This is a genomic window from Halobacteriovorax sp. RT-1-1, assembly GCF_047085455.1.
In the GTDB taxonomy this organism is placed as follows: Bacteria; Bdellovibrionota; Bacteriovoracia; order Bacteriovoracales; family Bacteriovoracaceae; genus Halobacteriovorax_A.
In genome coordinates, this window is sequence record NZ_JBKIXZ010000002.1 from 509,118 (window position 1) to 522,216 (window position 13,099).

General features: G+C 32.7%; 9 protein-coding genes. 4 read left to right on the plus strand and 5 right to left on the minus strand.

Annotated features, from left to right (window positions below; all coding sequences use genetic code 11):
• Positions 1–56 precede the first annotated feature (56 nt).
• The 5 genes from ACMAWV_RS12815 to ACMAWV_RS12835 all read right to left on the minus strand — a co-directional run bounded on the left by ACMAWV_RS12815 (position 57) and on the right by ACMAWV_RS12835 (position 3,721).
• Positions 57–1,160, minus strand: coding sequence for a tyrosine-type recombinase/integrase (locus ACMAWV_RS12815; RefSeq protein ID WP_412470263.1), 1,104 nt, complete (start codon positions 1,158–1,160; stop codon positions 57–59).
• Positions 1,161–1,277: 117 nt separating this feature from the next.
• Positions 1,278–2,213, minus strand: a complete 936-nt coding sequence (locus tag ACMAWV_RS12820; protein WP_412470262.1) for an ATPase domain-containing protein — start codon at positions 2,211–2,213, stop codon at positions 1,278–1,280.
• 129 nt (positions 2,214–2,342) lie between these two features.
• Complete coding sequence (locus ACMAWV_RS12825) at positions 2,343–2,651, minus strand: helix-turn-helix domain-containing protein (RefSeq protein ID WP_412470261.1); 309 nt, start codon at positions 2,649–2,651, stop codon at positions 2,343–2,345.
• Positions 2,639–2,854 (minus strand): helix-turn-helix domain-containing protein, encoded by a 216-nt coding sequence (locus tag ACMAWV_RS12830; RefSeq protein WP_412470260.1) that lies wholly within the window; start codon positions 2,852–2,854, stop codon positions 2,639–2,641. The genes ACMAWV_RS12825 and ACMAWV_RS12830 overlap by 13 nt, the downstream gene beginning before the upstream one ends.
• A gap of 102 nt (positions 2,855–2,956) precedes the next feature.
• Positions 2,957–3,721 carry a hypothetical protein gene (locus tag ACMAWV_RS12835; protein ID WP_412470259.1) on the minus strand — a complete coding sequence of 255 codons (765 nt, stop codon included), beginning with the start codon at positions 3,719–3,721 and terminating at the stop codon, positions 2,957–2,959.
• Positions 3,722–3,899: 178 nt separating this feature from the next.
• Here ACMAWV_RS12835 and ACMAWV_RS12840 point away from each other — a divergent pair, with 178 nt between their 5' ends.
• The 4 genes from ACMAWV_RS12840 (at position 3,900) to ACMAWV_RS12855 (ending at position 12,994) form a co-directional block, all read left to right on the plus strand.
• Entirely contained in the window at positions 3,900–6,170 is a 2,271-nt protein-coding gene (locus ACMAWV_RS12840) for a P-loop NTPase fold protein (protein ID WP_412470258.1), read from the plus strand.
• Positions 6,171–7,087: 917 nt separating this feature from the next.
• Positions 7,088–10,087 carry a type I restriction endonuclease subunit R gene (locus tag ACMAWV_RS12845; protein ID WP_412470257.1) on the plus strand — a complete coding sequence of 1,000 codons (3,000 nt, stop codon included), beginning with the start codon at positions 7,088–7,090 and terminating at the stop codon, positions 10,085–10,087.
• On the plus strand, positions 10,084–11,706 hold the full coding sequence (locus ACMAWV_RS12850) for a class I SAM-dependent DNA methyltransferase (protein ID WP_412470256.1): 1,623 nt from the start codon (positions 10,084–10,086) through the stop codon (positions 11,704–11,706). Before ACMAWV_RS12845 ends, ACMAWV_RS12850 begins: the two co-directional genes overlap by 4 nt.
• Positions 11,696–12,994: a restriction endonuclease subunit S gene (locus ACMAWV_RS12855; protein WP_412470255.1), complete on the plus strand. Its 1,299-nt coding sequence runs from the start codon at positions 11,696–11,698 to the stop codon at positions 12,992–12,994. The genes ACMAWV_RS12850 and ACMAWV_RS12855 overlap by 11 nt, the downstream gene beginning before the upstream one ends.
• Positions 12,995–13,099: the final 105 nt, after the last annotated feature.

A 13,099-nucleotide genomic window follows, 5' to 3' on the forward strand; every position in this document is an offset into this window, starting at 1 on the left:
TACAAACTCCTTTTCCTGATATATCGGACTATAAAGAAAAGGAGTTTAATAAAAAATCAAAATGAAACAACGTTAGCGGCTTCAATCATAAAATCTTTGTCTAAGTGAGCATAGATCATTGTCGTCTTGATGTCGGAGTGCCCTAATAATTTCTGCAACGTATAGAGGTTTCCTCCATTCATCATAAAGTGACTCGCAAATGTATGCCTTAGATCGTGAAAGCGAATTATTTTTGAAAGGCCCGCAACTCGTTGTGCTTTTTTAAAGTGTCTTTGGTTAATATGGCTGTAGGGTAGAGGTTCGCCATTAGGTGTAGAAAAAACGAACTGCGAATTTCGTGTTTTAAGACGATTTTCGAGTATGGCCCTTACCTTATCATTCATTGGAATGTATCGGCCTTTATGGGTCTTTGTCGTGTTTCTAAGGCCCTCTCTTGTTAGAGAGCGATTGATGCTTATGAAGCCACCATTGAAGTCAACTCTATCCCAACATAAACCACAAATCTCGCCAAGTCTTAGTCCTGTGTTAAGAGTCATCTGATAAAAGTCGAGCAAAGGATTATTTTGATTCTTGTCGATGAATTGTTGTATCTCTTCCTTAGACCAGTATTCAAGTTGTGAAGGGTCTTCCTTTAATTCCTTAAAGCCACGAATAGGGCTTCGAACTAAGTAATCAAGTTTAACCGCTTCATTGATAACAGTTTTTAAAACCATCATCACTTTATTAACTGTTCTATTCTTTTTGCCTTGCTTGAGAACGTAGCTCTCAAGTTTCTTAGCATGGTGATAGTTGATGTGTTTTAATTTCACTTCACCAAGAACAGGAAGGATATACATTTTAAAATTCGACTTATATCCACGAATCGTTTTCTCTGCTTTTCGTCCTATGACGTGTTCTCTAAGCCACATTTCTGCAAACTTTTTAAACGTGATTTCGCCGTCTATGTTTACACCTGTGTCGATAATACGTTGCCTTTCTACGAGCATCTTTGCTCGGAATTGATCAGCATCGTACTTTCGGTAAAAAACTTTTGATATACGCTTGCCGTGAGGCATACGAATATCAACTCGGTACTTTTTTTGTTTTTGAGCGTTTTCGCTCATTTTCGAACACTTTTTGTTCGTTTTAGTACCTTTTTTGTCCTCGTCTAATTTAGCCATTTTTGCTCCTTTTTTGAAAAAAGGATTTGTGGCCTACTGTCGTCCTCATTATTCGAATGTGAAAGAGCACTAGACTTATACCAAATATAGAAAATAAGAAAAGGCCTTTCATACTTTTTACCAACTCTTTTGGAAGCTTTTTGTAGAAAAACGTTGCGATTTGTTGCGAAAAAACAGCTCTTTAGCGATTTTGTTATCTATTTGCTGATCTTTTACATAAAAACCTTCATTTTTGTACTTTTTGTAGCTCAAATCATAGTAGTTACCGATGATATCGCCATCGAGACGTGATTTTAGAATTGATAAGACACGCTTAGATTGATCTTCAAAATGACAAAAGTTATTCAAGGCATACACGAATGAAGGAGAGTTCATAAAAGCTGAATTTGCACGTATATCTTCAATTGTGAGTTCTTTATCAGGTGCAACGGACTTGGCCTGATGGACAACTCCAATTAGTGCAATCTGATATCTTTGTGTTGTAGCACAAAGTGTCTTCATAAAATTCGCTTGAATTTCGGGGGAAGAATCACCAAAAGAGCAAGTTGAGAAATTATCAATATAAGCTAAATCAATCTCATACTCTTTCACAAACTTAAATAGAGAAGCTACCCATGATTGTGGGTCATAAATAGTCGCTTGATCTAAGTCGGATTCATCTATAAGAATAAGCCTACGCATGATGTGATTACGTTCTTCAATAGATTTATACTTAAGAGATAACATTGTATCGAATCGACGTTTTACATCGCCTTTCTCGCCTTCTGAAAGAAAGAGTAGGGTTTTGTAACCATTGACGATATTCTCGCAAGCTAGAGACTGTACAAGAGCTGACTTGCCTTTATTTGTTCTTCCTAAGAAGACATGAGTGTGTCCTCTTTGAAAACCTTTGTGAGCTTTTAAGAAATTGTACTTCGTTTTAAAATCTTCTTTTAATTCTTTTATTTTAATTTGATCGAGACTATGTCTCTTTATTTGTTCTTTTGGTTTTAATACTGCTTCGTCTAGCGAAAATCTTATATCTGAAACAGATATCTTTTTTAATCTTTTCATTTTTTAAATTCCTTTTTAAATAAATATTAATCTTTATGTTTTAGTTTTTTAGGAATGTTCAAAATGAGCACTATATTTATTATCTTATATTTATATAGGCATCATTTTGAACACTATATAGTAGTCATTTTAGCCACTATCTATGTTCGGAATGTTAGGTACTAAGAGCTTATAGTCGCTATTTCCTGTATAAATTGAGCCTTTTTTCCATTCTAGAAAACCATTAACTACAAGTTCTCTAATTAGATTTCTTAGAGTCCTGTGTGTACCAATCTTTAAGTCTTTCATGATCTTTTTCTGACTCGGAAATGACCTTCTCGCATTGCCTGAGTAAGAACGAAACTTAAGGTAAGCATAAAGGCCCATGGCCTTAGCGCTTAGATTCTGACTCTGAAAAATCTCATTTGGGATTTGCGTGAAATTTCTTACCAAAGCCATGACGAATCCTCTTCTTCTGCTTTGATAGTTTTCGAGTCAATCCACTTGATAAGCTCTTCTTGTTTGAAACGTACAAGACGACCGATCTTTACGAATGGAATCTCTTTTCGAAATACCGCTGTACGAAGTCGTGAGACTTTGACTGAGAGGAAGCTAGATGCTTCTTCGATACTTAATAACGCTTTTACTTGTAATTGTGACATTTAAGTCCTCCTTTATATCGTGGCCAACGTCATTGTTGGCTCGTTTATAAAGGTATGACTTAATTAATTGTTCTATAACGGGAGAAACGTGTAAGAGTTTTTTTACACGATTCCTGTGGCCCTTTCTTTAATAATTTCGGTAAGTTGCTTGATGCAGGTTTTTTTGTAGTGATTAAGCTTATTTTCTAAATTTGCTTTATTATCGTAGCTCCACTCGAGCTTTTTTTGGAATAATTGGTCAAAGAAGTATTCATGTGTAATGGCCATATAATCAATATAAGTCGCCCAATAGTTTCTATATTGCTCTTTGAATCGGTCTTTTAAAAACAAATAGAATCTATATTCGAATACGTGTTTGTGCTTATAATTGATTAAATAGAAATGTGATTGCTCTACACCATCTTTGATTCCATCATAGTCATAGCCTGTAGGTGTGCCTGAAATAAGCTGTTCGATAATAGCTTCTTCAATATTTACAGCTCTCATTCGTTCTACCGCATCTTGCGATAGATACTCTTTCATATCTCTTGTCGAAGGATTCTTCATCATTGGTCTACGAAACTTTTGTTTTGAATATAACTTGTTGCTGTATAGTAAGAATATAGATGACCTAAAATATCTTTGAACGTTCTCTGAGAACTTTTTGTCTTTACCAATTAGCCTTTCAATTTTTTCTTCGTATTCCTCTAGTTTCTTTAGATTTGGGAGAAATGTTTGAAGGTAGTCGTATAATTCTTGAGAGTTAATAAGTGTGTCTACTTCTTCTTGAGTGAAGCCGTCGCTAAATAGGTTTCTAATAGAGTTTGGTGGAATGTATAGATTTCCATTTTTATTGATGAAGTCTTGAAATATCTTGTTTGTATTCATTCTTCTAGTTAGCACTCCATTGTTAAAATATCAAAATTATGTAGGATGTAACCTACTGTTAATATGTATTTAAAGTGAATCTTTTCATGTTTTTTTGTTTATCGGTCGATGAGTCTCTCAAATTAATTTATGTTATTTTAATTTCTCTTTGAGGGTTTAGGGATTATTTGGTGTATAAATGGATAAAAAAACAAAGCATATATTTGCCTCAGATCAACCAATAGTTAGTAAAAATGATGACCTGTTAAATAGATCAAAGTTTTCAATCGAATTGTCCAAGTCAATTGCCAGTTGGAATGAAGAAGATAGTCTTGTTCTTGCAATTTATGGAGAATGGGGTGAAGGAAAATCGTCTGTAAAAAATATGGTTAAAGAATACTTCACAAGCGAAGAAAGCTCCAAAGATGTAACCATTTTAGAATTTAATCCATGGCAATGGGGCGACTCTGAGAAAATAACAAATGGATTTTTTAAAGAGTTAGGTAATTGCTTTAAAAACAGTAAAGATAGTAAGGGGCAAGAGCTTGCCGAAAAATTTGATGGATACGTTGAATATTTAAAACTGGGGACAAACTTTTTAGAAAAATTTAAAAAATTATTAAAAGGGGCTTTCGCAACATTAGGAACCGTTGGATTAGTTTCAACAAATATATTAGAGAGCTACAATAAGGAAGTATTTTATGTTTCATCTAGTTTCCTAGTTTTTTACTTATTATTAGATTTTCTTTTTTTATTAGTTAGTACGAAAGCTACTTATCTTAATATTAAGTTTGGATATAGAAAGAATATGTCTCTTGATACTTTAAAGGAAGAAATAAAAGGTGATCTAAAAGAGATGAAATCCACTATTGTGGTTGTATTGGATGATATTGACAGACTGACTAAGACTGAAATTCGTGAACTCTTTAAGCTAGTAAAGGCAAATGCTGACTTTCCGAATATTGTATATTTGGCTCTATTTCAACGAGATATTGTGGAGAAGAGTTTAGATGAAAAGGATGTCTACAGAGGGTTTGATTATTTAAAAAAAATTGTTCAGGTTGGCTTTAGTTTACCAAAAGTATCTAAAAGTACTGTATATTCAGTCTTATTTCAAAAACTGGATGAGTTAATAGATGAAGATTCTATTAATCACCAGTTTGAAGAGGATCGTTGGAATAATATTTTTCAAGAGGGAATTGATTATTATTTTAAAAACCTTAGGGATGTTAATCGATTTATATCAACTTTTACTTTCCAACTTGGCTTATTAAAAACAAAGAAAACTTCTGAGATTAATTTTGTTGATTTAATAGGAATGGAAGTTTTAAGACAATATGAGCCCGAAACATATGAGTTTATTTACACACAAAGAGAAGTATTCACAAAAAGTAGAGATGAGCATTTCGATACTACAAAGAAGTATTTAGAAGCCTTAGTTAGTGGACATTTAGAAAAATGTCATAACCCTGATGTTATAAAAAAATTATTCAGTGTTCTTTTTCCAAATGTTGAATGGTGTTACTCGAATAGAATTGACAATATTAAAAGTGATAGCTTTGTAAATCTTCATGTCAGACATCCAGGGATTTTTGATAGATATTTTATGCTTTATTTATCTGATAAAGATATATCAAAGTCTGAATTTGAATATGTATTATCGATAACAAAAAATAAAGAAGAGTTTTTAAACTATTTAAATTCTCTTATACAGAAGGGACAAGTTCATAATTTTCTTGTTTTATTTGATAATTATAAAGAAGTTGTATCAAAAGCTGATGCTATCCCCTTTATAACTGCACTCTTTGATATTTCGGATGATTTGGAAGATGAAATGTCTGGTATTTTTTACACCTCTTCAATTGGTTACGTTCGAAGGATAATTCATTGGTATTTTATTAAAAGGGACTTTAGTGACGCAAAGAAAAGTATTTTCTTAGAATGCTTAAAATCGACTAGAGGTGTTTTTCTTCCTATTGATGTCATTCATGATCAAATTGTTACTAGAGATGTTAAAAAATATCCAGATCATTATATATTTGAGGAAGATGATTTTGATGAGTTAAAGGGGATTGCAACCTCTATAGTTAGAAGAGAAATGAAGAATGATACATTGTTTAAAAATAAGTTTGTACCGCAAATTTTGTTTATGTGGAAAAAGATTGATGAACACAATAATGTGAAAGAATGGGTAAGTGAAAAAACTCAAGATATAGAATCATTAATTTATTTTCTTGAGAAATTATTGTCCAAGTCTATTTCAAGTAGTGGTGGTAAATCTAAAACAACTTATCGTATTGAAGATTCTTGGCTTGCTGAGTTCTTCGATGATATCTATGTCGTTTATAATCGAATTGGAGAAATATCAGAATACTTAAAAGATGATGCAAACAAAATACTAATTAAAGCATTAATTGAAAGTAAGGATTTATTTGAGAATCCTGATAAGAAAAAGGGGAGGCGCTTATAACTCTTATATTTCAGTAAGGTGTATGAGTTTAAATGTGGCAAGCTGTGTGGCAGGTTTAATTCAAATTTGACAAAATAACTCTATAATACTTCAACTGATAATGTTTTTATTGGTGAGATATTTTTAGGACCGTCGCCATATGCTGTTTTTCGTGTGGCAGATATGTGGCAAAGTAGAATATTGCCCTCCACACTAGAATAATGAAGGAGACAGTAGGCCCAAACCCTTATGTGATTTTGGTTAGTTATTTGATTGTGGTCTAGTTTTGCCACACGTGTTCTGTTGTAATCGTCGATTATTAGCTGTGTTTGGCCGTTCTTGGCAATCCCACCACCTCCACCATGCGCTCGCGCGTTAAGACTCCTAAGGAGTTTTAACGAGCCGCTATCTCCCCAACATTTGGAAGTTTGAGCTACGCCGAGAGGAGTGCATTTATGCACGACGGTTCGGTAATGGAGGTATGGGAAAGGCTTTTGGCTGTTCGTGATGACTCAGCTTTACCGTTGTACATTCGCGACGTTACAACGTCAGCGATGCATGGGCGGAGACCAGCTCTCTTAATGACTCCATTCAAATGTGGCAAATTTGTGGCAGGGTTTTCTTCTTACTTCATTAAAAAATGTCTTAATCGTTAATTTGTTTAGCTTTTTCTTAGTTACATGAAGAACCATTCATCCGTATTTCTAGATACTTCTGGCCCAAAACATATTGTTTTATTAAGTAGTTGATTTTGTTCAACTTTCTTCACTAAGTTGTCGATTAATAGCTAACTCTATTTTTAAAATTGGCTATATGGTGTCAACTAATAGCAGTCGATGCTATTACTTAACAATTATTCCTTATTAAATATAGAATGTTCAAGCAGGTAGTTCTTATACATTGAGAAACTACTTATATATTACGAATAAGAAGGGTAAATGAAATTTAATGAAGATTCTAGAGTCAAGATACCGACGTTATTACATTTAATCAGACTTGGTTATGACTATATATCCTTATCGAAAAGCAAGTGGGATGAAGACACTAATATCTTTACTGATATATTTTACAACAAAATTAAAGAGCTAAATCCAGAATTAAGCGATGAAGATGTAAGCCGTTTATATAGTGAACTTTCATTAAGCTTAGAGAACGAAGATTTAGGTAAAGTGTTTTATGAGAAGCTGACAAGTAAGTCGGGAGTTAAACTCATAGACTTTGAAGACTTTGATAGGAATCAATTCAATGTCGTTACTGAGTTACCTTGTAAAAAAGATGATGAGGAGTTTAGACCAGACATTACTATTCTGGTTAATGGCTTGCCCCTAGTGTTTATAGAAGTTAAAAAACCAAATAATAGAGAAGGGATAATTGCTGAACACAAGAGGATTCATAAACGATTTCAAAATAAGAAATTTAGGAAATTCATAAATATAACTCAGTTAATGATATTTTCAAATAATATGGAGTATGATGATACAACTCCACAAACTATCCAAGGTGCATTTTACTCAACGACCTCCTATGAAAAACCTCCATTTAACTATTTTAGAGAAGAGGAAAATTTTAATTTAGAAGAAGTCTTGAAAAATGTAACTGATGACGAGGAAAACTTCGTTTTGAAAGATACAAATCTAGTTGGAATTAAAAACTCACCAGAATTTGTAACCAATAAAAGTCCAGATAAGCCCACAAATAGAATTTGCACTTCATTACTTAAGAAAGACAGATTGGCGTTTATTCTTCAGTATGCGATTGCATATGTAAAAGAAGCGAGTGGCTTACAGAAACATGTTATGAGATATCCTCAAATGTTTGCTGTAAAAGAGATTGAAAAGAGGATTGAAGAGGGCGAAGACAAAGGAATTATTTGGCATACCCAAGGAAGTGGAAAAACAGCTCTTTCATATTATTCTGTAGGATATCTAAGAGATTACTTTTCTAAAAAAGGAATAGTACCGAAGTTCTATTTTATAGTTGATAGATTAGACCTTCTAAATCAAGCAAGTAAAGAGTTTAGAAAGAGGTCTTTGAGAGTTCATAACATTGATAGTAAAGAAGATTTTGCAAAAGATATCAAATCTAATGAAGCTGTTCACAATGATGATGGCAAGAGTGAGATTACTGTAGTTAATATTCACAAATTTAAAGATGATCCAAGTGTAGTAAAAAATGAGGATTATAACTTGAAGATTCAAAGAATTTTCTTCTTAGATGAAGCACATCGAAGTTATGACCCAAAAGGAAGTTTTTTAGCAAATTTGATGTTGGCAGATAATAGTTCAGTTAAAATTGCTTTGACAGGAACGCCATTACTCGGAAAAGAAGTAAATTCAAGAAAGATTTGGGGTCCGTATTTTCATAAATATTATTATAATCTTTCAATTAAGGATGGATATACACTCAGATTATTGAGAGAGCCAATAGAGAAAGGTTATGTTCTAAAACTTAAAAAAACCTTAGAACAGATTAGGGTTTTAGAAAAAAATATTAAAAATAAACAAGTATACTCTCATCCTAGCTATGTCTCCCCAATGCTTGAATATATTGTAGAAGATTTATCAATGACGAAAGTGAAATTAAATGATAATTCTATTGGAGCAATGGTTGTATGTGACTCTTCAGAACAAGCTAAGGAAATGTTTAAGATATTTAATGAAAAGTATAATGAAAAAGATGGAAGGGTCACAACATCGAAACTTATTCTTCATGATATTGGAACCAAACAAGAACGAGAAGGTTATGTTGAAGACTTCAAAGATGGAAAAATAGACCTTCTTTTCGTCTATAATATGCTACTAACTGGCTTTGATGCTCCTAGGCTGAAGAAATTATATCTTGGGAGAGTTGTAAAATCTCACAACCTTTTACAGACCTTAACAAGAGTAAACAGAACTTATAAAGATTTTAGATATGGTTATGTTGTAGACTTTGCAGATATCAAAAGAGAATTTGATAAAACGAATAGGGCCTACTTTGATGAATTACAATCAGAGTTAGGTGATGAAATGGAACACTATTCAAACCTTTTCAAATCACAAGAAGAAATTGAAGAAGAAATAGATGAGATTAAAAGAGTTCTTTTTCAATTTGATACAACAAACGCTGAAACTTTCTCGGAACAAATTAATCAAATCTCAGATAGAAAAGAGATGCTTAAGATTACTAAAGTTCTAAATAACGCAAAGAGTTTATATAATTTGATTCGTCTCTCTGGTGACACGGAACTTCTGGATAAATTAGACTTTAAAAAATTAACAATATTGGCTCGTGAAGCTAACAATCACTTAGCGATGATTAACGCTAAGGAAGCCTTAGAAAAGAACGTGGATACAACTAATTTATTGAACATCGCATTAGAAGATGTTATCTTTACATTCGCAAAAGTTAAGGAAGAAGAATTAGTTTTAGCTGACCAGCTAAAGGATATCCTCCAAAAAACTCGTGAAGGCCTTGCTGGTAATTTTGACCAAAAAGACCCAGAGTTTGTCTCCCTCAAAGAAGAGCTAGAAAGGCTCTTTAAAAAGAAAAACTTAAATGAAGTTACTAAAGAGGAGATGGAGAAAAACATCCAAGAGCTGGAGAAGATTTATAGCGAGGCTAAAGAGTTAGAAAGAAAAAATCAACTTCTACGAGCAAAATATGAGAATGATGAAAAGTATGCTCGACTACATAAAAGACTAATGGAGAAGCAAATATTAACCAAAGATGAGGTGAAATTATTTGAGGCTCTACATAGTCTAAAAACAGAAGTTGATTCTAAAATACTTCAAAACTCTAGTATGTTGGATAATGAAGGCTTTATTCAACGTATGATTCAAAAGCTCGTTATATCTCAATTCAAGGGGAGATTTGACCTTGATGCAGCTAAGTCTAGGGCTATCAATAATATGATAGTTAAAGAATATTTAGATGAATATAACGGCAGGATTGAATGACAAAGAAATTTGAAATACAAACTAAAGAGTTAATTGATGGTTTAAAAAGTGTTTGTGCCAATTATGGTCTTGGAAATGATGGTAATGAATTTAAAATTATCACTCAGGTCTTTCTCTATAAATTTTTGAATGACAAATTCATTTATGAAGTGAAAAAAAATGATGAAAAAGCTTTAGAGTCAGAAAGTGTTGAGGCGTATATTTCCTCTCTCTCTAAAGATGATTATGAAATGCTTTGTATGCAACTTGGAGAAAGCACTGCGATTCTTAAGCCAGAACAACTTATTTCTAAATTATATCAAAAACAAGATACAAGTGACTTTTCCGACTTGTTTGATAGTACCTTGATGGAGATTGCTAAAAACAATAGCGATATTTTTTCAGTTCTTACAAATGATGGAAAGAAAATAGTTCTTTTTGAGAATATTAGTAAATATGTTACTGATAAAAAAGATGAGTTTTGTAAAGCAGTTATAAATAAACTTACAAATTTTAGCTTCGAACATATCTTTGAAGAAAAGTACGATTTCTTTGCAACAATTTTTGAATATTTAATTAAAGACTATAACTCTAATAGTGGGGGGAAGTACGCAGAGTATTTTACACCACATGCTGTTGCAAAAATAATGGCAAAATGTTTAGTTCAAGATGAAGTCTCAAATGTTACGTGCTATGACCCTTCTGCTGGCTCTGGTACACTTCTGATGAACCTTGCTCACGAGATAGGAGAAGATAAATGCTCTATTTTTTCTCAAGATATTTCTCAAAAATCATCTGGATTATTAAGATTAAACTTAATTCTTAATAATCTAGTTCATTCAATTCATAACATAGTTACAGGGAATACCATTTTAGAACCTTACCATAAAAGTGAAAATGGAAAATTAAAACAGTTTGATTATATAGTTTCAAACCCTCCTTTTAAATTAGACTTTAGTGGATATGTTCATCAACTTGACTCGAAAGAGAATAGTGAGCGATTCTTTGCAGGCTTTCCAAACATCCCAAAGAAAGACAAAGATAAGATGGCAATATATCCATTATTTGTTCAACATGTTATTCACTCTCTCTCTAGTTCTGGTAAAGCAGCAATCGTCGTTCCAACGGGCTTCATAGCTACTCAAAGTAAAATAGAGAAGAAAATAAGAAAGAAACTTGTAGACGAAAAAATGTTAAAGGGTGTTGTAAGTATGCCTAGCAATATTTTTGCCTCTACTGGTACAAATGTATCAATCTTATTTATCGATAAAAATGATAATTCTGACTCAGTGGTTTTGATTGATGCGAGTGAACTAGGAGAAAAAGTTAAGGAAGGGAAAAATCAAAAAACAGTACTTAAAAAAGAAGAGGAAGATAGAATTATAAATTGTTTTAATAATAAAGTTGAAGAGGATGATTTTTCAGCTGTCGTAAACTATTCCGATATGGAACCAAAGGACTACTCTTTTAGTGCAGGCCAATACTTTAAAATTAAAGTTGATTTTGTGGAAATATCAGAGGAAGAATTTCTTGACGAAAATAAAAACAAAATTGAAAAATTAACAGAATTGTTTAGAGAGTCACATTCACTAGATTCAGAAATTTTAAAACAGTTGGGAAAATTAAAGTATGAAAACTGAATGGGGGATAACGAGTCTTGAAGAGATTTTAGATGAGTTGATTGATTATAGAGGAAAAACTCCAAAAAAGCTTGGAGGGGATTGGGGTGAATCTGGGTACAAAGCTATTTCTGCAAACAATGTAAAATTCAGCGGGTTAGTAAATACTGAAACTATTAGATATGTAAATCATGAAATTTATAAAAAATGGATGAAAAGTGAAGTTAGGTGTGGTGATTTATTGTTAACTTCTGAGGCGCCTTCAGGACAAGTAATGTATTGGGACTCCGATGAAAAGATAGTTCTTAGTCAGCGCCTCTATGGATTGCGAATAAAGAAAGATTTTTGCCCAAAATTTATAAAGTATTACTTGCAATCTGCTCTCGGTCAAAAAGAGATTTTTAAAAATAATTCAGGTTCTACTGTTGCTGGAATTTCTGCAAAAACTTTTAAAAATATTATGGTGCGTCATCCTCTGGAGTACAAACATCAAGAAGAAATAGGAGAAATCCTTTATAATATAGATAAAAAGATATCAATAAATAATAGTATTATAGAAGAGTTGGAAGACTCAGTAGAAAACTATTTCCAAAGATGGTTTTTACAATTTGAGTTTCCAAGTGAAAATCAAATGTTTTACAAGAAAGAAGGTGGAGAATTTGTTTTTTGTGAACATTTACATCAAGACATACCTAAAGGCTGGAGCACTGAAGAGTTAAAAGATGTAGTGTCAGATATTATTGACCACAGAGGGAAAACTCCTAAAAAACTCGGTGGAGATTGGACAGATGATGTCGATGGTATCCTTGCTTTGTCTGCAAAGCTAATTAAAGATGGTCGATTAGTTAACATTGAAAAAGCAAACAAAGTAAGCAAAGAACTGTATACAAAATGGATGAAAGAAGAGCTATGTGACGGAGATGTAATTATGACCTCAGAAGCACCTGCTGGAGAATTCTTTTATGTTCATGGTTTTAATAAGTATTGTATGAGTCAAAGAGTTTTTGCTATTAGAGCAAACAAAAAGAAAGTTATGTCGACGTATATGTATTGTCAGTTACGTTTTGGACACACTTTCTCACAAATTCAATCTAATCTAAGTGGTAGTACTGTCGCTGGAATAAGACAAGATGTGTTAAAGAAGTTAAAATTTCTTACTCCTGACTTAAAGGTTCAATCGAGCTTCAATGAGATTGTTTCTCCCAAGCTTGCAACGATTAGAAGCTTAGAAAGAGAGATTTTTCGATTGAATGAAATTCGAGATTGGTTAATTCCCTTTCTAATATACGGCCAGGTATCTAGTAAGTAATATTTTGTAATTTTATTAAACTGGGTTGTAGCAAAATTAATAGCTTGCATCGAGCCCACCACCTCCACCATTCTTCGTATTGGTTAAACAAACTCACAAGTTTAA

Bases quoted from the DNA above. Each gene is read 5' to 3' on its own strand.
- ACMAWV_RS12815 (WP_412470263.1), bottom strand. From the start codon at position 1,160: ATGGCTAAATTAGACGAGGACAAAAAAGGTACTAAAACGAACAAAAAG.
- ACMAWV_RS12820 (WP_412470262.1), bottom strand. From the start codon at position 2,213: ATGAAAAGATTAAAAAAGATATCTGTTTCAGATATAAGATTTTCGCTA.
- ACMAWV_RS12825 (WP_412470261.1), bottom strand. From the start codon at position 2,651: ATGGCTTTGGTAAGAAATTTCACGCAAATCCCAAATGAGATTTTTCAG.
- ACMAWV_RS12830 (WP_412470260.1), bottom strand. From the start codon at position 2,854: ATGTCACAATTACAAGTAAAAGCGTTATTAAGTATCGAAGAAGCATCT.
- ACMAWV_RS12835 (WP_412470259.1), bottom strand. From the start codon at position 3,721: ATGAATACAAACAAGATATTTCAAGACTTCATCAATAAAAATGGAAAT.
- ACMAWV_RS12840 (WP_412470258.1), top strand. From the start codon at position 3,900: ATGGATAAAAAAACAAAGCATATATTTGCCTCAGATCAACCAATAGTT.
- ACMAWV_RS12845 (WP_412470257.1), top strand. From the start codon at position 7,088: ATGAAATTTAATGAAGATTCTAGAGTCAAGATACCGACGTTATTACAT.
- ACMAWV_RS12850 (WP_412470256.1), top strand. From the start codon at position 10,084: ATGACAAAGAAATTTGAAATACAAACTAAAGAGTTAATTGATGGTTTA.
- ACMAWV_RS12855 (WP_412470255.1), top strand. From the start codon at position 11,696: ATGAAAACTGAATGGGGGATAACGAGTCTTGAAGAGATTTTAGATGAG.